The 20,416-nt window shown below is 52.2% G+C and carries 18 protein-coding genes; 10 read left to right on the plus strand and 8 right to left on the minus strand.

Going from position 1 to position 20,416, the window contains the following annotated elements; all coding sequences use genetic code 11:
- Positions 1 to 168: 168 nt before the first annotated feature.
- Genes ABID13_RS20790 through modA form a run of 4 tightly spaced genes read right to left on the minus strand, consistent with a single transcriptional unit; the run spans position 169 to position 3,371 of the window.
- Positions 169 to 957 (minus strand): Rossmann-like domain-containing protein, encoded by a 789-nt coding sequence (locus ABID13_RS20790; RefSeq protein WP_007862316.1) that lies wholly within the window; start codon positions 955 to 957, stop codon positions 169 to 171.
- Between the two features lie 2 nt (positions 958 to 959).
- A complete protein-coding gene (locus ABID13_RS20795) occupies positions 960 to 1,670 on the minus strand; it encodes an ABC transporter ATP-binding protein (protein ID WP_048929180.1) in 711 nt (236 codons plus the stop codon).
- A complete protein-coding gene (locus ABID13_RS20800; protein WP_048929179.1) occupies positions 1,667 to 2,539 on the minus strand; it encodes an ABC transporter permease in 873 nt (290 codons plus the stop codon). Before ABID13_RS20800 ends, ABID13_RS20795 begins: the two co-directional genes overlap by 4 nt.
- Positions 2,523 to 3,371: a molybdate ABC transporter substrate-binding protein gene (modA, locus tag ABID13_RS20805; RefSeq protein WP_048929178.1), complete on the minus strand. Its 849-nt coding sequence runs from the start codon at positions 3,369 to 3,371 to the stop codon at positions 2,523 to 2,525. The genes ABID13_RS20800 and modA overlap by 17 nt, the downstream gene beginning before the upstream one ends.
- Before the next feature lie 295 nt (positions 3,372 to 3,666).
- On the opposite strand from modA, the gene ABID13_RS20810 reads away from it, so the two are divergent.
- The 4 genes from ABID13_RS20810 to ABID13_RS20825 all read left to right on the plus strand — a co-directional run bounded on the left by ABID13_RS20810 (position 3,667) and on the right by ABID13_RS20825 (position 8,522).
- Positions 3,667 to 4,647 (plus strand): NAD(P)H-dependent flavin oxidoreductase, encoded by a 981-nt coding sequence (locus ABID13_RS20810; protein ID WP_048929177.1) that lies wholly within the window; start codon positions 3,667 to 3,669, stop codon positions 4,645 to 4,647.
- Positions 4,648 to 4,683: 36 nt separating this feature from the next.
- The gene (locus ABID13_RS20815) at positions 4,684 to 5,919 is read left to right on the plus strand and encodes a CaiB/BaiF CoA transferase family protein (RefSeq protein ID WP_048929176.1); all 1,236 of its coding nucleotides are present in this window, start codon (positions 4,684 to 4,686) and stop codon (positions 5,917 to 5,919) included.
- Between the two features lie 6 nt (positions 5,920 to 5,925).
- On the plus strand, positions 5,926 to 7,065 hold the full coding sequence (locus tag ABID13_RS20820) for an acyl-CoA dehydrogenase family protein (RefSeq protein ID WP_007862310.1): 1,140 nt from the start codon (positions 5,926 to 5,928) through the stop codon (positions 7,063 to 7,065).
- 140 nt (positions 7,066 to 7,205) lie between these two features.
- A complete protein-coding gene (locus ABID13_RS20825) occupies positions 7,206 to 8,522 on the plus strand; it encodes a GntP family permease (RefSeq protein ID WP_007862308.1) in 1,317 nt (438 codons plus the stop codon).
- 152 nt (positions 8,523 to 8,674) lie between these two features.
- Here the strand turns inward: ABID13_RS20825 and ABID13_RS20830 are convergent, their stop codons facing one another.
- The gene (locus tag ABID13_RS20830) at positions 8,675 to 9,478 is read right to left on the minus strand and encodes an enoyl-CoA hydratase/isomerase family protein (RefSeq protein WP_045094118.1); all 804 of its coding nucleotides are present in this window, start codon (positions 9,476 to 9,478) and stop codon (positions 8,675 to 8,677) included.
- A gap of 220 nt (positions 9,479 to 9,698) precedes the next feature.
- On the opposite strand from ABID13_RS20830, the gene ABID13_RS20835 reads away from it, so the two are divergent.
- The 3 genes from ABID13_RS20835 to ABID13_RS20845 are packed head-to-tail and all read left to right on the plus strand — an operon-like array spanning position 9,699 to position 13,611.
- Positions 9,699 to 10,679, plus strand: coding sequence for an NAD(P)H-dependent flavin oxidoreductase (locus ABID13_RS20835; protein ID WP_048929175.1), 981 nt, complete (start codon positions 9,699 to 9,701; stop codon positions 10,677 to 10,679).
- A gap of 31 nt (positions 10,680 to 10,710) precedes the next feature.
- Entirely contained in the window at positions 10,711 to 12,030 is a 1,320-nt protein-coding gene (locus tag ABID13_RS20840; RefSeq protein WP_048929174.1) for a CaiB/BaiF CoA transferase family protein, read from the plus strand.
- A 54-nt stretch (positions 12,031 to 12,084) separates the two neighbouring features.
- Positions 12,085 to 13,611 carry a class I adenylate-forming enzyme family protein gene (locus ABID13_RS20845; RefSeq protein ID WP_048929173.1) on the plus strand — a complete coding sequence of 509 codons (1,527 nt, stop codon included), beginning with the start codon at positions 12,085 to 12,087 and terminating at the stop codon, positions 13,609 to 13,611.
- A 133-nt stretch (positions 13,612 to 13,744) separates the two neighbouring features.
- Here the strand turns inward: ABID13_RS20845 and ABID13_RS20850 are convergent, their stop codons facing one another.
- Positions 13,745 to 14,530, minus strand: a complete 786-nt coding sequence (locus ABID13_RS20850) for an enoyl-CoA hydratase/isomerase family protein (RefSeq protein ID WP_048929172.1) — start codon at positions 14,528 to 14,530, stop codon at positions 13,745 to 13,747.
- A gap of 16 nt (positions 14,531 to 14,546) precedes the next feature.
- Entirely contained in the window at positions 14,547 to 15,716 is a 1,170-nt protein-coding gene (locus ABID13_RS20855; protein WP_048929171.1) for a CaiB/BaiF CoA transferase family protein, read from the minus strand.
- A gap of 304 nt (positions 15,717 to 16,020) precedes the next feature.
- Between ABID13_RS20855 and ABID13_RS20860 the strand changes: the two genes are divergently transcribed.
- From ABID13_RS20860 to ABID13_RS20870, 3 genes are read left to right on the plus strand one after another with little or no spacing between them, the layout of a single operon-like run.
- A complete protein-coding gene (locus ABID13_RS20860; RefSeq protein WP_048929269.1) occupies positions 16,021 to 16,800 on the plus strand; it encodes an enoyl-CoA hydratase/isomerase family protein in 780 nt (259 codons plus the stop codon).
- Between the two features lie 20 nt (positions 16,801 to 16,820).
- Positions 16,821 to 17,627: an electron transfer flavoprotein subunit beta/FixA family protein gene (locus ABID13_RS20865; protein ID WP_007862299.1), complete on the plus strand. Its 807-nt coding sequence runs from the start codon at positions 16,821 to 16,823 to the stop codon at positions 17,625 to 17,627.
- A gap of 14 nt (positions 17,628 to 17,641) precedes the next feature.
- Positions 17,642 to 18,646, plus strand: coding sequence for an electron transfer flavoprotein subunit alpha/FixB family protein (locus ABID13_RS20870; RefSeq protein ID WP_048929170.1), 1,005 nt, complete (start codon positions 17,642 to 17,644; stop codon positions 18,644 to 18,646).
- 3 nt (positions 18,647 to 18,649) lie between these two features.
- On the opposite strand, the gene ABID13_RS20875 is transcribed toward ABID13_RS20870, so the two are convergent.
- The gene (locus tag ABID13_RS20875) at positions 18,650 to 20,269 is read right to left on the minus strand and encodes a PucR family transcriptional regulator (RefSeq protein ID WP_007862297.1); all 1,620 of its coding nucleotides are present in this window, start codon (positions 20,267 to 20,269) and stop codon (positions 18,650 to 18,652) included.
- Positions 20,270 to 20,416 lie beyond the last annotated feature (147 nt).

Genomic DNA, 20,416 nt, shown 5'->3' on the forward strand with positions numbered 1-20,416 from the left:
TATACTATAGCATTGAGGGCGGCTGCTTTGCAAGGAGAATTGAGAATGTGGTTATTGGCGGCTCCCGCTGCAAGCTGGTTAGCTCTTAAAGCCGGAAAAATCAAAAAATAGGTACAGAAAAGCCGCCCTTGTAAAACACCGGCGTGTTAGATAGGGCGGCCAGGCACCTTACTGATACCGGTCCGCAAAACATATCCTGGGCAGCCCCATAAGCGCCGCGGCCCCTGCCAGCGTAGTGCCGTAAAACAGTATTTTGTCCTTCAGGTGCAGAAAATTTACAATACTTCCGTTACAGACCGTGCTGCCCGTGCACAGCACCAGGTCGGCCCAATCACAGACAGCAGTGCTGACGCCGTCCACACGGCCGTCTTCCACCAATACTCCATAGCGCTGCTGGCCGATATTTACAGGGCTTAAGTCCACAACACGAACTGGGAACTGGCCGGACAGGCGTTCCAGGAGGGAAGGCTGGTATCCGATCAGCCCGATCCTGGGATGGCCGTAGCTGGCTTCAATCAATCCGGCCGCGTCAACCGCGCATTGCTCCGGCCCATTGTTTCGGCAGTGGACCGTACATTCCACCTTGCCCAGGTGCTTCATGACAGCGTTGAGGGATGCGATAAAGAGTCCGCGGTCATGGGAACTGCCCTGTATGTCCAGTGCACATATTTCAGCCAGGGTCCCGCGAAACGCGGAGGGTGCATCTGTAAACGCCTGCCCCAAAGCGCCCATACATTCTGCCTGGACCATGACATCCTTCCCTGTAATGATGGGAAAGTCCCTGCGTTTTGTAATACCGATGGCTTCCTCGGGCGTGAGGGAGCGGGTATTGATAATAACCTGTTCTTCCAATATCCCTTCTGTTTTCAGAAGGTCAAAAAAGCGTTTTCTTAATTCACCGAAAAACTGTTCCGGACCCATACTGCCCGTTACGGCTGGTGTTGTTCCATTGTTCATGTTCATTCCCTCCCAAGAAATTGTTCCACTTCTTCACAATAATGTTCATCCGTCAGCCTGTCTGACGAAACAACGGCTTTCAGCTCACCGTTTAGCAGGATCCCCACCCTGTGGGCCAACAGCCTTGCCTCCACGAAATCGTGGGTGACAAAAATGATCGTACACCTGAAATGTTCATGGATCCTTGTTAACTCCAGGTAGAGCTGCTTTCTGGTTGCCGGGTCCAGTGCGGAGAACGGCTCGTCTAACAAAAGAACTTCCGGCTCCAGCGCCAGCGCCCTGGCCAGCGCGGTCCTTTGGCTTTCCCCTCCGCTGAGGGTGCCGGGGTACTGGTTCTTAATATGGGTGATGGACAGCATCTCCATAAGGTCTGATGTGCGTTTTCTCTGTTCCTCTTTGGAGAAACCGTGCATTTTCAGGCCGTAGGAAATATTATCACAGACCTTCATGTGGGGAAACAGGCCATGATCCTGATATACAAAGCCCAGCCTGCGGCTGCGGGGCGGAATATCCATCACGTCAACGCCGTCATACTGTATGGAACCGCCGGTGCCGGGGAACATACCCCCGATGGCTTCCAGAAGCACGGTCTTCCCGGACCCTGTACGTCCAAGTATAGCAAAGATTTCCCCTTTTTCAAAGGTAAGGGACAGGGGTTTTAGTGTAAAACTTCCCCTTTTTACGGAAAAATTGTGGATAAGGATTTTTTTCATCTTTCCCTCCCATTGAGATTCCTGCACTTGGTGTAATTAATCTGTCCGCCTACCTGCCGTTCGTGCTGATACCAGGATTTTCCCATAAACTGGGCCAGAAACAGGGTGCATCCGGATATTAAAAGCATCAGCATCGCGGTAGCCATGGCCGTGGGATTATTCCCTGTTGATATACTCAGGTAAATGCTGCCCGGCAGGGTCTCAGTTTTAAAACGGGTGACTCCCACCAGCATAAGTGTGGCCCCGAACTCTCCCAATGCCCTGGACCAGGTGAGGATAAAGGCGCTGATCAGGCTGCCCCGGCACAGGGGAAGCAGGATGGTGAGAAAGCATTTCCAGGGAGAGGCCCCCAGGGTCTGGGCAATGAATTCCAGCCGCTGGTCAGAGGCCTCAAAGGCAGTGCGGATCAGCCGGATCGCGTAGGGGAGGTTGACCAGGATATGGGCCATGACAATGCCAACAGGGGAAAAGACCACTTTGAAGCCGTGTCCTTTCAGCCATTTGCCGACAGGGGAGGAGAAGATGATAAGAAGGCTGAGGCCTAGCAGTATGTAGGGCAGTGAGAGGGTGAGCTCGATCATCAGCCCGGATAATCGTTTAAATGGCATATCTGTCCGGGTAAGGGCATAGGCGGTGGGAAGAGCCAGAGCCATGACAATGATTGTGGATATGCTGGCAGTGGTAAAACTGAGCCGGAATGCAAACAGTACCTCCGGTGACCGGATGGTTTCGGCAAAACAGGGGATTCCGCTAACAATCACAGCACTGATAGCACTGCCGATGAAGAATATCACCAGCAGTGCTGTCATAATGGTTATGGCTGAGAATAAATCGAACCGTATATGCCGGTTTTTATTCCACGATTTCATATCCGTATTTCACCCATATTTCTTTGGCTGTGTCCATGTCCAGATACTGGTTAAAGGCTTCCAGGGCATCCTTGTCCGCGGCGCAGCTTAAGGAAGCGGCCGGAATGGTCTTAATATATGGATCCAGGTCCGTTGTGTTTACGATTTCCACGTCCTGGGCATCGCAGTTCTCCTTCCACACAATCGCCGCATCCGCCTCCTTGGCGGCCAGGGCAGTGGACATCTGGGGAGCAGTGGCGGTGGTTGCCTCAATCTGTACCTGGTCAAAGATACCTGCATCGGTCATTGCCTTTTTGGCGATCTTTCCAATGGGCGTGGAGTCCACATCTCCCATGATAAGCGTTACCCCATCCCCGGTCAGATCCGCCAGCCCCGTAATGTTTTTTGGATTGCCGCTTTGGACCGCCAGCACGGGCATATGTTTTACCAGTTCTTTTTTTCCTTCCACATAGGACTCTACCGGTTTTAACTCATCCCCGGATCCTGCGATAAACAGATCGCCCTCCTCGGAAGTGGTGATCTGTGACTGTATCTGGCCTGCATTGGCATAGGTCACGTTCATCTCACATCCGGTATGGCTTTTAAAGGCATCGGCAATTTCCTGGAATGGTTTTGTCATTCCCGCACCGCAGTAAATCATCAGGGTGTGGCCGGTCAGGTCGGGAAGCTGAATGCCGCTATCAGTACCGGACGCAGTACTGGAATCAGTGCTCTCCGCTGTTGTGGAAGCCGGGGGGGCAGATGCCCCTGCATCACTTCCCTTACCGCATCCCCATAGCATGGATGCACCCAGCGCTGCGGCCAGTAAAACTGCCAGTGTCTTTTTTTTCATTGTAATACCCTCCAATTAGTAGATTTAGTAACATTTACCATATTATACTGGAAAAGCGTTATTGTCAAGAAAAAATAACGGTGAGGATGTGAAAGCTTAAAGGCCCTGTATGGCGGGTGTGGATTTTAAAGAGTTGGTCCTGTCGGGGACAGGACTGGTCAAAGTGTCCAATCACTTACTAAAAGCACTGTGATAAAAATTGTAGAAACAAACGTATTCATAAAAAGGGTAAAGTGATATTTTATTAACAGATAGTTAAGTGATACAGTTCTCATGGAAAGTGAAGGTATGGATTATGAAAACAAGAATGACAGAAATATTGGGGATCAAATATCCGATCATGCAGGGAGGTATGCAGCATCTGGGTGTGCCGGAACTGGCTAGTGCCGTATCGGAGGCAGGAGGCCTGGGCACAATTAATGTGACTATTTATCCGGATCCAAAGGATCTGCGCAGAGCGATCCGGAAGGTGAAGGAGATGACGGGCCGCCCCTTTGCAGTCAACATTTCCCTGATCCCCAGCCTGCGCCCCGGAAAGGAGCTTTTTGACCAGGTAAATGTGATCCTGGAGGAGGGGGTGCCCGCAGTTGAGACAGCCGGAGCCAGTCCGCAGGAACTGGCAGATATCCTTAACGTCCATAAGGATCAGGTAAAATGGATCCATAAGGCAGCATGTGTAAAACATGCAAAAAAGGCTGAGAGCATGGGAGCGGACCTTATAACCATGGCAGGATTTGAGGTGGCGGGCCATCCCCATACGGACGGGGTGGGAACCATGGTCCTGGCTAACCGCACTGCCCGCGAGGTCAAGGTTCCGGTGCTGGCAGCCGGAGGGATCGCTGATGGGCGAGGTCTTTTGGCAGCGCTGAGTCTGGGCTGCGAAGGCATTGTTATGGGAACCCGCTTTGTGGCCAGCAAAGAATGCCTGATCCATCAAAACCAGAAGGAGTGGATCGTAAATTCCGATGAGAACAGAACGGTACTGTGCCAGAAAAGCATCCGGAACATGGTGCGTGTGGCGGATAATGAGGCTGCCAGAAAATGCCTTGAGCTGGAATCCAGGGGAGCTTCCCTGGAAGAGCTGATGCCTGTGATCTCAGGAAAGCGCGGCAAGGCAGCCTATGAGAGCGGTGATGTGGATGAAGGCATGTTTGCGGTGGGGCCGTCCTGCGGGCTGATCCATGAGGTAAAGACCTGCGGGGAGATCCTGGACAGTATCATGGAGGAAGCCGGGCAATGTCTGGATCGGCTTAACGCAATCCAGGGAAATAGATGACAAACACCAAAAGATACCATTAAGGAGGAAGGCATAATGAGTAAAAAAGCACTGGAGGGTATCAGGGTCCTGGATTTTACCACCATGGCGGCCGGTCCCACGGCAGGAGCCATGATGGCGGATTATGGAGCGGAAGTGATCAAAATTGAGCGGCCGGTCAGGGGAGAGGACGGCAGGAAGTTCCCGCCCATGGTGGATGGAGAGAGCTTATCCCACTGTTGGTTCAACCGGGGCAAGAAGTCTTTGGCAGTGGACCTTACGGATCCTGAGGGGTTGGAGGTTGTAAAAAAACTGCTCCCCACAGCCAATGTGATTTTGGAAAATTTCCGTCCCGGGACCATGAAAAAGTATGGGCTGGATTATGAGAGCGTACGGGCCGTAAAAAAGGATATTGTATACGCATCCCTGACAACCTTTGGACAGACAGGAAAATACGTATCAAAGCCGGGCTATGATATTATCGCCCAGGCAATGTCCGGTATCATGAGTGTTACCGGGGAGGCGGACGGAGCACCGCAGAAAAGCGGATTCCCTCTGGGGGATCTTCTTGGAGGACTCAATATGTTTACCGGCGTCATGACGGCGCTGTATCACTGGCGTGATACCGGGGAGGGGCAATATGTGGATATTTCCCTGCTGCGCACCCTGATCTATATTAATACGCCGCTGATCCACTGTAACCTTGGGCCGGAACGGATGAGCAAAAGGCAGGGCAACCATCATCCCACCATGTGCCCCTACGGGGTGTTTCACTGCAAGGACGGGGATATCGTTATGGCAGCGGCAGGCAAGAGGATATGGGAGAGCCTGTGCGACCTGATGGGGCGTCCGGAATGGAAGGAGGATCCGGAGTATGCGGAGGTATCTGACCGGGCAAGGAATCAGATGACATTGATACCTCTTATCAATAAGTGGCTTACGGATGCTTATGGAGGCCAGGATGAGGCACTGAAAGCCCTGGACGCCGCAGGGGTGCCGTGCTGCCGGGTCTACAACGAATATCAGGTGTGGAGTGATGAGGAATTCCGTCTCAACGGCTGGCTGCAGGAGCAGCCCACCATGCCGGGTATGGACTCCAAGCCGTCCTTTATCACCAGGACCGGAAACTGCGGCATGTCCGAGACGCCGGCTGAGTTCAGACGCGCCCCCCTCCTGGGAGAGCAGAATGAGGAGATCCTGAGGGAACTTGGATACAGCAGCGAGAAGATTGCCCAGCTGGGACAACGGTGGCCGCACCAGAGCCTGGACAGACACGGGAAAGGAGGTTTATAAGCCTGAATGGATGGATTATATGATATGACTGAGGACCAGCAGAGTCTGGTGGAGTTGATACGGGATTTTATGACCAGGGAGGTCAAGCCCCATGTCCTGGAATGGGAAAAAGAAGGGCATTATCCCAAGGAGATCATACAGATGGGGATCGATATGGGACTGCATATGATGCAGGTGCCCGAGGAATACGGAGGCATGGGGCTGGATACCACCACCACGGCCATGATGATCGAGGAGGGGGCCAAGGTGGAGAGCACCTATATGGGGATGTTTAATGTGACCAGTATGGGCGGCAAGATTGTTATGGCGGCGGGAAACGAGGAGCAGAAGCAATATTACGCGGGCCTTTTAAATAAAGGATCCATAAGCGCGTTCTGCCTGACGGAGCCCGGGGCAGGGTCTGACAGCGCCGCGGTCCGCACAACGGCTGTGCGCAGAGGCGGTTCCTATGTTATTAACGGGACCAAGATGTTTATCACCAATGCCTCCCTGGCGGACATGTTCCTGGTGGTTGCATCCGTGGATCCCTCCAAGGGATCCAGAGGCCTGGCCACGTTTATCGTGGAGCGGGACCGCAAAGGGGTCAATGTCAGCAAAAAGATCGATAAATTCGGAATGCGCCTGTCCAACACGGCAGAGGTGATCTTTGAAGATGTGGAGATCCCTGCATGCAACCTGGTGGGAACGGAGGAGAGCGGATTTGCAAATGCCATGAAGGTACTGACCGCCTCCAGGCCCATGATCGCGGCTTCCAGCCTGGGCGCCTGCCAGCTTGCCCGGGATCTGGCCGTCCAGTACTCCAAGGAACGGGTGGCCTTTGGAAAGCCCATCTGCGCAAAACAGATGATACAGGAAAAACTGGCTGATATGGAGATGCTGATCCAGGCCAGCCGCGGCCTTGTCTATCACGCCACCATGCTTCTTGACCAGGGGAAACCATGTAATACGGAGGCCTCCGTTGCCAAATGCTTTGTGACGGAAGCTTTTGGAAGGATTACCGATCAGGCGCTGCAGATTTTTGGAGGCTATGGGCTGTGCGATGAATATCTGATCTCCAAGCTGTACCGGGATGCCCGGGTGAACCGGATCGTGGAGGGGACCAATGAGATCCAGCGTGTGGTGATCTCAAAAGCAATGCTCCGTTAAAACTGACCAGGCCCACTGGTTGTTTTAACCAGAAAGCAGGGGTTATAAAAATGTTATTTTTGTGACAAGTGCAGTGGGTGTTTGAGGCCGGCTTTGTTATTATTATAACATCATAAGATACAGTACGAAAGGGGAAGAAAATGCTTAGTTTATTTGGTATTGTGGTTGGTCTGGCTCTGTTTATCCTGTTGGCCTACATAGGTTACAACACGATCATTGTGGCCATTGCCGCCGGTATGGTTGTAGCTGTCTTTGGGGGCATGAATCCATTCTCACTGCTGTCGGAAGCATTTATGCCAAAGGCCGTAGGTTTCATGCAGGGCTATTTCCTGATTTTTCTGTTCAGTGCGTTGTTTGCGCGCTTTATGGGGGATTCGGGCGCTGCTCCCTCCATTGCCATCAAGGTGGCCCGCATTGCAAAAAGGGCAAAAAACCGGAATGTACAGCGGTGGCTGGCAGTTATGGTACTGCCCATCATCCAGCTGATCCTGACTTACGGAGGCGTAAACGTATTTGTTGTTGTGTTTATTCTGGTTGCCATTGCACGATCCCTGTTTAAGGAACTGGATATACCATGGTGGATGTACTCCTGTTCCTGTCTGGGTTCCTCAACAGTGACCATCGGTATGCTGCCCGGATCCCCACAGATCCAGAATATCATACCCATTGAATATTTTGGCTCCACCACAATGGCTGCTCCGGTCCTTGGTATCCTGTGTTCACTGCTCACATTCGCCCTGGGTTCAGGATATATCTGGTGGCAGTGCAAGCGGACCAACCGGAAGGGGGAGAGCTTTCTTCCCACAGGAGAACTGATTGACAAAGAGCAGCTGGTGGAAGTTAAGGTAGATGATGAAAAGCCTTTATGGCAGTGCCTTCTTCCCATGATCGTTGTGATCCTTGTGCTCAATGTGTTAAAGATGTCCGCGGTTATCTCCCTGTTCAGCGGATGTGTGGTCGCATGGCTGTTATATGATCCCCGCAAGCAGGACCTGAAAAAGATATTTTCCGGCGCCATGCCTCAGGCCATCATGCCTCTGATTACGGTGTGCTGTGCATCGGGATTTGGCGGTATCGTATCAGCTGTTCCTGGTTTTCAGGCCATTGTAGGCAGCTTGGACGCCCTGGGCACCAATCCCCTGACCATTGTTCTGGTAGTGAATGTATGCGCCGGCATCTGCGGCTCCGCATCCTCCGGTGAGAATATTGCCCTTCAGAACTTTGCCGACCGTTTTATCGCCACCGGGATCCCGGCAGATCAGCTGCACAGGCTGGTTGCCATGTCCTCCATTGGCCTGGATACCCTTCCCCACAGCGCGGGTGTCATCACCATGCTGTCTACCACAAAGCTGACCCATAAGCAGGCATATATCAACAACTTTATCCTGTCCCTGGTGCTCCCTATTGTGATGGCATGCTTTGCCGCACTGCTGATCTCCATGGGTTTCTACCTGTAAACACAGTTACATATAAACACAGCTGCATTTCCATAACGGGGATGACATTCCCGGCAGGAATAAAAAATGGAACGCATGGCTCCCTTGCAGAGGGGCTGGTGCGTTCCATTTTTAAGCGTTTCATTGTTATACTGCCTGTAAAAGCCGGGCGGTCATGTTCCGGAAAAACGGGGAGCCCTTTTTTCCAGGAAGGCATAGACGGCCTCCGCATGGTCAGCCGTGTGGGTCAGCCGGTCCACATAATCCGATTCCATAGCCATGCACTGGTATAGGTCCGGATAGAGGATGCGGTTGACGGCCCCTTTGATCTCGCGGTAGGAGACTGCCGGCCCTGCGGCCAGTTTGGCTGCCAGAGCGTTTACTGTCTGCTCCAGATCGCCTGCAGGAACGGCCTGTGTGATAATATCCAGCCTGGCCGCCTCCCCGCCGGTAAAACGGCGTCCGGTCATAAAAAGATCCGTTGCCCTTGCCGGGCCCACGCGCCGCATAAGCATGAGAGAACTTCCCATGTCCGGGGCCAGTCCTACATTGACAAAGGCAAATGTCATCTTGCAGCTTTCATCGGCAATGGAAAAGTCGGATGCCATGGCAATACTCAGGCCGCCGCCCGCGCAGGCTCCTTCGATCCAGCTTACAACCGGTTTTTCTATCTGGCGGATGGCCAGGATCAGACGGTTAAAACCAGCCATGTTTTCCTTTGTCTGGGTTTCGGGCCTCAGACCCCGGGCGTAACAATCCACACGTTTTTTCATGGAAGTGATATCACCGCCTGCACTGAAATACCCGCCTGCACCGCGGAGCACGACCACCCGGACATCCGGGTTGAACCGATAGGATTCCAGTGCCTGGCAGAGTTCGGACGCCATGGCCTTGCTTAGGGCATTCCTCTTTTCCGGGTCATTCAGGATAATGGTCCCCACCTTATCCTTCAGGGAAGTAACAATATAGTGGCACATAGGAAGACCTCCTTTTCTTTAAAGTGTACTCTCGGAGACTCCGAGAGTACACTTTAAGGGAATCTTAGCGTAAAACAAGGGGAAAGCATATGGAGGAACATACGAAAATCGGGTGGGGAACAGAGGGTGTTCTTTGTGCAAAATCGCATAGATAATTTTTTGACAAATTGATAGAGTTATACCATAACCACAGACTCTGTGAACGTATAAGGAGGGGACTATGATAAAAACAAAATTTACAGAAATGTTCGGGATTGAAAAGCCCATTGTCCAGGGAGGAATGCAGCATCTGGGAATTGCTGATTTTGCATCGCTGGTGAGCAACGCAGGCGGCATGGGGACCATGAACATTACCTGTTATCCTGGTATTGATGAGTTCCACGAAGATATCATCAAGATGAAGGAACTGACAGACAAACCATTTATTGTGAATATTTCCCTGGTGCCGGACCTGACCAAGGGCGAGGAGATTTTTCAATATATTGATGTGTGTGCCCGGGAACAGGTGGCTGCCATTGAGTTTGCAGGCGCGTCTCCGGTAGAGTTCATGCCCGCGTGTAAGGAAGCGGGGATCCGGATCATCCACAAAAGCCCAAATGCAAAGGTGGCGGCCAGCATGGCGAGAAAGGGCGCGGATGTGATAACCATTGCGGGATATGAGGTTGCAGGCCATCCAAGCCTGGATGGGATCGGGACATTTGTGATCGCCAATAAGGCGGCTGCGGTGTGCGGGGAGTACGGCGTGCCGGTGCTGGCAGCAGGCGGAGTGGCGGACGGAAAAGGGCTGGCGGCGGCTTTGGCCCTTGGAGCCCAGGGCGTGGTAATGGGTACCCGGTTTGTGGCAACAAAAGAATGCCCTATATCGGATAATCACAAGCAGTGGCTGCTGGAACATACGGAAAAGGATACGGTCCTGGTACAGAAATCCATCCACAATGCGGCCCGTGTTGCCAATAATCTGGCAGCTAAACTGACACTGGAAATGGAAGCCAGGGGCACCACGCTGCAGGAACTGATGACGGTGATCTCCGGCAAGCTCAGCAGACAGTGCTATAAAAACGGAAATATTGACGGCGGTATCTACGCACTGGGACCGGCAATGGGACTGATCCGGGACATCAAAACGGTTCAGGAACTGATGGATGGAATGGTGGACGAAGCAGAAGCAGTGATCAACGGCTTGCGATCAGGCATCTGCTAGTCTATGAAATGGGATAAGGAGACGATCAAGCATGGGAGAGAGTACAGATTACAGACCATTGGAGGGTATTAAGGTGGTGGAGCTTTCCACCATGGTGGCGGCCGGTTCCTGCGGCAGGATGCTGGCGGACTGGGGAGCAGAGGTGATCAAGGTGGAAAGCGCGGGCGGGGATATGTTCCGGAGTTTTCCAAAGACATTTTTTGTACCGTGCACCATGGATGAAAACCCGCTGTTTGACAACCTGAACGCGGGAAAAAGAGGCATTGTGCTGAACTTGAAGACACTGGGGGGAATGGATGCCATGCACAGGCTGCTGGCAGATGCGGACATTTTCCTGACCAATACAAGGCCCAAGGCCCTGGAACGCCTTGGATTGGACTATGCGTCCCTGAAGGAGGCATATCCAAAGCTGATCATGGCTAATGTAAATGGCTTTGGGGAAAAGGGACCCAAAAAGGATAATCCGGGATTTGATACGGTTGCATTTTGGGCAAGCTCCGGCTTTAACGCTGATATGATGGTGGACGGACCGGACAGCTACCCGGTGTACAGCTCCGCCGGGCCGGGGGACATTGTAACGGCCATGGGCCTGTGCTATGCGATCACCGCAGCCCTTTATAAGAGGAGCCAGACCGGGCTGGGGGATCATGTGTCCAGCTCCCTGTACGGCACAGCCCTGTGGTGTTTCCATATAATGGCAGTTGCCACGGAGAAGCAATATGGTTACACTTATCCCAAGACGCGTGAAAACAGCGCGCCTACAGGGGCGCCCTTTCGCACCAAGGACAATGAGTGGGTGATGACCACCATCCTGCAGATAGAGAAGCAGTGGCCGATTCTTTGCAACGCCCTGGGAGTTCCGGAACTGGGAACAGACCCCAGGTATAACACGGCCATAAAGCAAAGGGATCCGGAAGTGAGAAAGTATCTGATGAAACGCTTTGAGGAGATTTACAAGACCAAAACAGCGGACGAATGGTGCAGGATCCTGACCGATGCGGATATTGTAAATGACAGGCTTGCACACTATAAGGATATGGAGACCAGTGAACAGGCATGGGCCAATGAGTATATCCATGAGGTGACCTGTCCCAACGGCAAAAAGTCAATTCTTGTCCGCCCTGCCATGCGCAGTGAAAAAATGGGGATCCCCCAGTGGAAAAGAGGGCCCATGCTGGGTGAGCATACAGAGGAAGTTTTGAGGGAATACGGCTATACGGATGAACAGATCGAAGAGATGAAAAAAAAAGAAGCGGCCGTCCAGCTGGATGTATCCGGCTATCCCCACCTGGATCAGTCATCCATCCTTCCGGATGGGATGACCGGCTTTTCAGATGGCGGGCAATCATAAAATTGTCTTGGCGGGATATGGCAGCGGTGTTCTGCAAAGATACAGGAGTTTGACATGGAGAAAAAGTTCGAGTCATTCATAGGTATTTTCAAAAAAGCAATGGAGGAGCATCCGGACAAGACAGCGGTGATCGTGGATGACAGGAGGCGCACCTATGGGGAAATTTTTGAACATGCAGCAAAGATAGCAGGCCATCTCAGCCGCTGCAATATCAGGAAAGGGGATCCGGTTGCAATCATCTCCGTCAACCATGCTGACTATGTGGAGACAGTGCTTGGATGTATTATGGCAGGGGCCGTGGTTGTAAAGCTTAACTGGCGTCTGGCTGCCCCGGAACTCCATTACCTGCTGTCCTTTAACCATGTAAAGTATATGTTCTTCCGTTCCGGGGATGCGAAGATCCGCGGGGAGATGAAGGAACTTACATCCTCGCTGTGCCCTGCCATGGACATGGACCTGATGGACAAAATCCTGGAACAATGGGAACCTCTGGAGGAGTTCGTAAAACGGGATGACGACCATATACTGATGCATCTGCACACCAGCGGCACCACCGGTTTTCCAAAGGTGGTGCGCTATACCAACGGGGAGTTTTTAAGGCAGATGGAATCCTGCATCGGTTCCCTGCTCTTTGAGAGCAGCACAATTTTCCAGATGATGAGCCAGATGTTCCACTCCGCCAGCATGGGGACCTATGCATGTCTTGCATGCGGCGGCACTGTTGTGGGGTTTAGCAGATTTGATCCCGTCCGGTATATGGCCAGTGTTGAAGTCAACCGGGTGACCAGGTTAAGCGCGATTCCCACAGTGCTCACAGCCCTTCTGAATCATCCGGATCTCGGCAGATATGACATGAGCAGCATACGTATGATCAGCTACTCCACCTGTCCCATGCCCCCGGAACTGATACGGCGCGCCATTGACCGGTTCCACTGTGATTTCCAGCAGTCATACGGGATGACGGAAATGTGTTCCATTGTGACGATCCTGTCCCCGGAGGATCATCTGCGCTGCAACATGCGGTATCTGAACTCAGTGGGCAAACCCATTGCCGGACATGAGGTGAAGATCGTCCATGAGAACGGCGGGGAGTGCAGCGCGGGAGAGGTCGGGGAAATCTGCGTAAAAGGTCCCGGCATGATGAAGGACTATTATCAGATGGAGGAGGAGACCATGGCGTCCATCAGGTGCGGATGGTATCATACCAGGGATATGGGAAGCCTGGACAAGGAGGGATACCTGTATGTGCGTGGCAGGAAAAATGATATGATTATATCCGGGGGAGAGAATATATTTCCACTGGAGATCGAGAATGTGCTGAGTACCCACCCTGACATTGCGGAGGCTTCCGTGATGGGTGTCAGGGATGACTACTGGGGGGAGGCGGTCCACGCCTGTGTGATCCTGAAGCATCAGGGAACGCTGAACGGACAGGACATCCGCGACTACTGCCGCGGAAAGATCGCCGGATATAAAATCCCCAAAAAGGTACATATCTATGAAGAATTTCCCCGGACAGCCACCGGAAAGGTGATGAAGGCAGGGCTGGTTGAACGGATCGAGAAGGAGACGGGGAGTTGAGGGAGAGATAGGAAGGGGGCAGATGGCGCTATTTTAGTTTGGCCTTTTGCCGGAAATGATCCCGGCGGTTTCTGTCTATTATTATAACAGTTCAGGACGGCTCATCTTCTTGGCCGTCCTGAACTGTTGCCTATTATTTATTGTATTCAGGCGTTCTTTTTTCCAGGAACGCATTGACTGCTTCTGTAAAATCAGACAGGCGGGAAGCTGCTGCAATTTCTTTTCCCTCATCTACGGCAAAATCAGCCAGTCCCCCATAAAAATATTTTTTAATAAGACGCTTTTGGCCTGCATGGGCGGCGCTGGACTTTCCGGCAAGCTTTGACGCCAGATTGTAGGTGGTTTCCTGCAGCCTGCCCTCCTCGGCCAGAAGAGTGGCAAGCCCCATACGGACACAGTCCTCCCCGCGGCAGGCGTCCCCGGTCATCATCAAAAGCTCTGCCTTGTCAGGACCGATAAGGCGGATCAGGTTATAAATGCTTCCCGTATCCCCGCAAAGGCCCATGTTTACAAAGGCCATGATCATTTTGCTGGAGGGCGCCACCACCCGGAAATCACAGGCAAGGGCGCAGCTTAAGCCTGCACCGGTGGCCACGCCGTTGATCATGGCAATAACCGGTTTAGGGCATTCGCGGATAGCGATGGACATGTTACCCGCATCAGCTACACTGTCCCCGTCCAGATACTCTTTGCTGTCTATGAGTGCCTTAAAACGTTTGATATCCCCTCCTGCGGAGAAGTGCCTTCCCGCCCCGGTGACGACAATGGAACCCACATCCCTGCGGGAACCCAGGTCCTTCATGGCGTTTGCTATTTCCACATAGGATTCCCTGGCAAATGCGTTGCTGTATTCCGGACGGTTCAATGTCACGGTGGCGATCCTGTTTTCTACAGTTACAAGAATGGTCTGATAATCCATGGCTTCCTCCTATTAATTAAACATCTATTCCAAATTCTTTAAAGATAGCTTCGTTGTCAGCGCCTATGGGGCGCGCCTGCTGGGCTGCGGGCATGTCCATGCATCCCATTTTAACCGGGGGTACGGCCAGTGTGACGGCATCCCCGTTGGGGTAGGTGATGGGACTCATGTAGCCATTGACCAGGGCCTGTTCACTGCTGTGGTTATCCTTAAAATGTCCCAGCTCGCTGGCAATGATATCTGCGTCCACCAGCTTGGGAAGGATTTCGTCAGCATTTTTCCCGGCAAAGCATGTTTCAAAATAGCGGATACAGTCCTCCCGGTTTTTAGGGTCAAAGGTGGCCTGTTTGGTGCAGAACCGGGGATCTTCCATGATCTCCTCAGCCCCCACGGCCAGGCAGAAATCCTTCCAGTACCGTTCGTATTCATTGACCACCGGAAGGATCCAGCGGTTATCTTTGGTTTTGTATGGAACCCCCATGGGTCCGCCCTGGTACCGGCCCCGGGGCCACTGGTAGCCAAACTGGGTCCCTGTGGACATAACGCTGAAAAGCCACATGGCAGCCCCGTACAGGGAGAGGGATACATAATCACCCTTGCCGCTCTTTTCCCTTGCGTACAGGGCGGTTCCGATGGCGCCGGAAAGGATGGTCCCGCAGATCAGATCCCCGAAACCCATGGGAAGGTAAACAGGGTAAGCCTGGTCGGAATCCACCATCATGTCCTGGATAAAACCGCCTGTGGCAAACATGGCAATGGCGTCAAAACCCGGATAATTGGTCTTTGGCCCCTTTTCCCCGTAGCCCAGCAGCACTGCATAGATGAGCCCGGGGTAACGTGACTCTAAACTGTCATAGTCCAGGCCCATTTTCTTCAATGCCTGAGGACGGTTATTGCTGAGAAATACATCAGCTTTTGCCAGGATCTCATAAAATATTTCCATGTCCCTGGGTTTCTTTAAATCCAGCATTAAAGCTTCCTTGCCTCCGTTTAAGGTGTCATAGATTGGGTTTTCCTCGTCTGTGGCAGGTGCAAAGAGAGTGGGGCCGAACGTCCGCTCCACATCTCCTCTGGGGGATTCCACTTTAATTACACGGGCGCCCTGAGTGGCCAGGATACGTCCGCAGGAAGGGGCCGCAATGTAGGTTGACAGTTCTACAACGGTAATGCCTTCTAAAGGTTTCATAGGTTTAGGTCCTCCTTATTTTAGGGGTATAAAATGATGCATACCAACATGTTTCTACCATTGTATCAAAACAGGAAAAAGGAACAAACTGTAATTGCTCCAAAACCGGGTTTGTGAAACAGAGCGCAGATTGTGCACTACAACCACAGAAAAGGAGAAAAGAAAACTTAAGGTTAAAAAGCACAAAGAGAACGGACGGCGGAGACGCATTTTTTGGAATTTATGAAGGTGAAACATGAAGGGGTGATGATATAAAATGTTAGCATACTTAAAGTATATTCTGATAGGGAAAGGAGGATTTGTTGTGGAATATGAAAATTTTAAGCTGGAGATAGATGAGCAGGGGATTGCTCTTTTTACAGCGGACCGGCCGGAAAAAATGAACGCGCTTAATGATAAGTCATGGGCGGAGATAAATGATTTCTTTTTTTGGGCGGATCAATCGGACGAAGTAAAGGTTGTGATTATCACAGGGGCGGGCAGCAAGGCATTTATTGCAGGTGCGGATCTAAATTCCCTGAAAGTGAAAAAGCCCACGGATTGCCTGGGCGGAGCGGGGCAGAAGGCGTTAAACAGGATCCAGAAATGCTCCAAGCCGGTCATTGCGGCGGTAAATGGATATGCCTTTGGAGGGGGATGCGAAACAGCTATAGCCTGTGATTTCCGGGTGGTCTCGGAGAACGCGTTGTTTGCCTTGCCGGAAACCGGACTGGGCATCCTTCCCGGCGCCGGCGGCACCCAGAGATTGTCACGGCTGATCGGACTGGGAAGGGCCATGGATGTAATCCTTATGGGCCGGAAGATCGGGGCCGAGGAGGCCGTTGAGATCGGGTTGGCCACCAAATGTGTGCCGCAGCGGGAGCTGCTTTTGGAGGCAAAAAAAATGGCGGGCAAGCTGATCGCAAAGGGGCCGGTGGCGCTCCGGATTGCAAAACAGGTGGTGATTGCTTCCCTTTCCAGCAGCCAGGAAACAGGGGAACTGCTGGAGATGCTGGCGCTGAGCACGCTCTGCGGCACGGAGGACAAGATGGAGGGCGTATCTTCCTTTTTGGAAAAACGGACGCCTGATTATAGAGGAAAATAAAACAGTAGAGGTGAAATTATATGAATATTCTGGTTTGCATTAAGCAGGTGCCGGACACGACTGAGATCAAGATCGATCCGGTAAAGCATACTTTGATCCGTGAGGGCGTGCCAAGTATAGTCAATCCTTTTGACGCATGTGCCCTTGAGATGGCGGTCCGCTTAAAGGAAAAAGAAGGCGGGAAGGTCATGGTTGTCAGCATGGGGCCGGCCCAGGCCAAAAATGCGCTTAAGGAATGCCTTTCAGTGGGGGCGGATCAGGCCTTTCTGGTAACGGACCGGGCCTTTGGCGGCTCAGATACGCTGGCTACCAGCTATATACTGAGCAGGGCGGTCAGGGCAGTAGAACAAAAGACAGGGGAATCTGTGGATGTGATCTTTTGCGGCAAGCAGGCCATTGACGGGGATACCGCACAGGTGGGGCCTGAGATGGCAGAGCATATGGACCTTCCCCATGTGACACTGGCAACCGGCGTGGAAATGGCAGATGGAAAGCTCCGGGTGCAGAGGGACACGGATGAGGGCCATGATATCATTGAGGTGGACCTTCCCGCCCTGGTCACTGTCACCAAAACCTCATACGATCCCCGTTATCCCTCCATTAAAAGCAAGATGGCTGCAAACAGGGCGGTTATCACTGAGATCACAAACAGCGATCCTGATATGATCTGTGACCAGGAACGGCTGGGGCTCAATGGTTCCCCCACAAAGGTAAAGAAGACCTTTACCCCGGACCAGACTAAGAACGGTGTTATCATCAGCAATGAGACAGGCCCGGATGCTGCTGCCAAACTGGCCGCCATGCTTAGCGATGCCAAGATTATTTGAGAGGTGTAGGGATTATGAGTGAGTTTAAAAACAGGGATATATGGGTGTTTATCGAGACAGATGAAGGAAAGGTAAAAAGCGTGGGACTGGAGCTTTTAACCCCCGGCCGCATGCTGGCGGATAAGGCCGGTGAGGAACTGGTGGCAGTGATATTGGGCCGGGATAATGAGGAAGCGGTTGCCCAGGTCCGCCAATACGGAGCGGACAGGATCATCAGCGTGGAAGGGCCTGAGTATGGGAAATACAGTTTTGACGCATATACATACGCCATGGCCGAGCTGGTCCAAACCTATGGGCCGTCCGCCGTCCTGATCGGCGCCACCAACAATGGCAGGGATTTTGGACCGCGCCTGTCCTGCAGGCTGCGCACCGGGCTGACCGCGGATTGTACCAGCCTGGACTATGATGCGGAGAGCGGCAATGTGGCCTGGACAAGACCTGCCTTTGGAGGCAATCTCATGGCAGTTATCATGTGTCCCAATACGCGTCCGCAGATCGGTACAGTACGCCCCGGCGTATTTAAGAAGCTGCCGGTGGATCAAAAAGAAGTGCAGGTTATCAGGGAGAACATTTCCGTGCCGGCAGAAAAAATCCGTACAAGACTGGTGGATTCCGTGCGGGAAGCTGCATCAGGCATTGTCAATCTGGAGGATGCCGAAATCATAATATCTGGCGGGCGCGGCATGGGCGGACCGGAGAATTTTAAGCTGCTGGAGGAACTGGCAGGTGTTCTGGGAGCTGCCGTAGGCGCATCCCGCGCTGCGGTAGATGCAGGGTGGATCGGCCATGCCCGTCAGGTGGGACAGACCGGAAAGACCGTGGGACCCAAGCTGTACATTGCATGCGGTATCTCCGGCGCCATTCAGCACCTGGCGGGCATGTCGGGATCCGATTGTATAGTGGCTGTTAATAAAGATCCGGAAGCCCCCATTTTTAAAGCGGCTGACTATGGCATTGTAGGCAACCTGTTTGAGGTGCTTCCGGTCCTCACAGAAGAAATCAGAAAATTAAAGGCGTGATCCTTATTCATAAAAGCTGATGGCTCCGTTTGACGGTGCCTCGATCGCGGGAGCCGGCTGGATGTGCCCTGACTGCAGTTCCAGGATCTTAAAGGAGATCAGAAGTCTTAGGCGCACATCCGGGTCGTTCAGATCCAGGCCCAGGATCTCCTGGATCTTGTTCAGCCGGTAAATCACGCTGTTGCGGTGCATATGCATGATCTTGGCAGTGCTGGATATGCTCCTCTCGGTCAGCAGATAGTTGCGCAGGAGTGCCAGGTTATCATACCGATCTTCCGCCGGATCACTGAGAAGGGCCAGCTTCTGTACGGACATATCCTCCAGAGCGTACCGTTTTTTATAATCATCCAGCATCTCATAGATATAATAGTGGGAATAGAAGTAAATACCTGTCTCGGGGTTTAGCATCATGCCGTATCTTGCGGCTGTAACAGCCTGGCGGTAGGCGATATTCATCTTGAGGAGAGGAAAATTGGCAGTGGAGAATCCTGCATGTCCCTGGCATATTTTTAAAAGCTCCCCGAATTCATCAAAGGATTCATTGATCTCCTCAATCAGTCTCAGGCTGGAAATATCCCCCTTCAGAAGGAGGAGAACGGACTGATGATACAGAAGGACCCGGAAAAAGGGAAACTTCAGACAGGATCTCAGCCTGTTCATGATGTAGTCGGCCTGGGGAAGCACGAATTTATCCCACTGTATGACACAGAGCCGGTAGGAAGCGTCCAGGGGAAGGCGCAAGGAGCGGGCGCGGTCTTTCAGGAAGGTTTCATCTTCGCGGGTATGGTCAATGAGATCTGCCATAAAAACCTCCAACGGGGTGGGGGTGGATGCGTTTTCGCCGCTGTTTTCCAGATAATATTTGCGCACCTTGCGTGCAAAGTAGGAAAACAGCTGGAACTGAGCCTCAGTGGGCTCATCCTCAATAAAATAAATGGTGATAAAGCCGAGGAATATGCCGTTGTCCGCATGGGTGGAAAGCACCATGAGAGGACAGTCCATATAGTTGGGCGGATAGAGGACGGTCGGGGTGGTATATTTGATCCCATTGGCCTGATAGCCCATGCGTGCCAGACCGTCCGTCATGTCCTTGGAGTAATAACCGTTCTTCAGGATCGCATTAATACGCTCATGGGAAGGCGAGGAAGGCATGCTTCCTGCGATAAGGTTATAGGATGAATTTACCATTATGATCGGATTCTTACCAAAGAACCGGGTGCCAATGGAGATGATGGTCTGATAGTCCTTTTTGGCAAGGATCGCCATTTCCAGATCGCTGCTCCATTTCCGGATCTCGTCAAAGCCCGTATACAGCCGGTTTGCCACAGAGGCCAGGGAATAGAAATCTGGTATGATGATCAGGTTGGAATCGTGCCGCTCCGCCAGGGGGAGGATTTCATCCCTGGAACCCATGCAGACAATACAGGTCATCTCCCAAAAAGAGGGGTCCAGTGTCTGCACCTGCTTCCATGTGCCCACATAGAGAACGGATTCGTCCGGTGAGATCGGTATATCATCCAGCAGGTGGATCTGCCGGAAGGAAAAAGAAGCGCTCTCCGGGATCAATGATTCTGGTTCAAATGGTTTTAACAGATCAAGAATAATGCTTTGTGCTATTTGCATAATGCCCCCCCTTCGGCTGCTGAAAAAACAGGACGTTTGTGATTAATAATATCAGAAAAAGATAGAAAATTCCATATAAATTTGTATTTAAGACAGGCACCTTCAGTATATGGTTATTTTAACCACAAAGGGCATAGGAAGAAAATG

The sequence above is a fragment of the Enterocloster citroniae genome (assembly GCF_040545455.1).
In the GTDB taxonomy this organism is placed as follows: Bacteria; Bacillota; Clostridia; order Lachnospirales; family Lachnospiraceae; genus Enterocloster; species Enterocloster citroniae.

Coding starts and splice junctions, on each gene's coding strand:
- ABID13_RS20845 (WP_048929173.1), top strand. CDS start 12,085: ATGGAGAAAAAGTTCGAGTCATTCATAGGTATTTTCAAAAAAGCAATG.
- ABID13_RS20850 (WP_048929172.1), bottom strand. CDS start 14,530: ATGGATTATCAGACCATTCTTGTAACTGTAGAAAACAGGATCGCCACC.
- ABID13_RS20795 (WP_048929180.1), bottom strand. CDS start 1,670: ATGAAAAAAATCCTTATCCACAATTTTTCCGTAAAAAGGGGAAGTTTT.
- ABID13_RS20830 (WP_045094118.1), bottom strand. CDS start 9,478: ATGTGCCACTATATTGTTACTTCCCTGAAGGATAAGGTGGGGACCATT.
- ABID13_RS20820 (WP_007862310.1), top strand. CDS start 5,926: ATGGATGGATTATATGATATGACTGAGGACCAGCAGAGTCTGGTGGAG.
- ABID13_RS20875 (WP_007862297.1), bottom strand. CDS start 20,269: ATGCAAATAGCACAAAGCATTATTCTTGATCTGTTAAAACCATTTGAA.
- ABID13_RS20870 (WP_048929170.1), top strand. CDS start 17,642: ATGAGTGAGTTTAAAAACAGGGATATATGGGTGTTTATCGAGACAGAT.
- ABID13_RS20855 (WP_048929171.1), bottom strand. CDS start 15,716: ATGAAACCTTTAGAAGGCATTACCGTTGTAGAACTGTCAACCTACATT.
- ABID13_RS20800 (WP_048929179.1), bottom strand. CDS start 2,539: ATGAAATCGTGGAATAAAAACCGGCATATACGGTTCGATTTATTCTCA.
- ABID13_RS20825 (WP_007862308.1), top strand. CDS start 7,206: ATGCTTAGTTTATTTGGTATTGTGGTTGGTCTGGCTCTGTTTATCCTG.
- ABID13_RS20835 (WP_048929175.1), top strand. CDS start 9,699: ATGATAAAAACAAAATTTACAGAAATGTTCGGGATTGAAAAGCCCATT.
- ABID13_RS20840 (WP_048929174.1), top strand. CDS start 10,711: ATGGGAGAGAGTACAGATTACAGACCATTGGAGGGTATTAAGGTGGTG.
- ABID13_RS20810 (WP_048929177.1), top strand. CDS start 3,667: ATGAAAACAAGAATGACAGAAATATTGGGGATCAAATATCCGATCATG.
- ABID13_RS20815 (WP_048929176.1), top strand. CDS start 4,684: ATGAGTAAAAAAGCACTGGAGGGTATCAGGGTCCTGGATTTTACCACC.
- ABID13_RS20790 (WP_007862316.1), bottom strand. CDS start 957: ATGAACAATGGAACAACACCAGCCGTAACGGGCAGTATGGGTCCGGAA.
- ABID13_RS20865 (WP_007862299.1), top strand. CDS start 16,821: ATGAATATTCTGGTTTGCATTAAGCAGGTGCCGGACACGACTGAGATC.
- modA (WP_048929178.1), bottom strand. CDS start 3,371: ATGAAAAAAAAGACACTGGCAGTTTTACTGGCCGCAGCGCTGGGTGCA.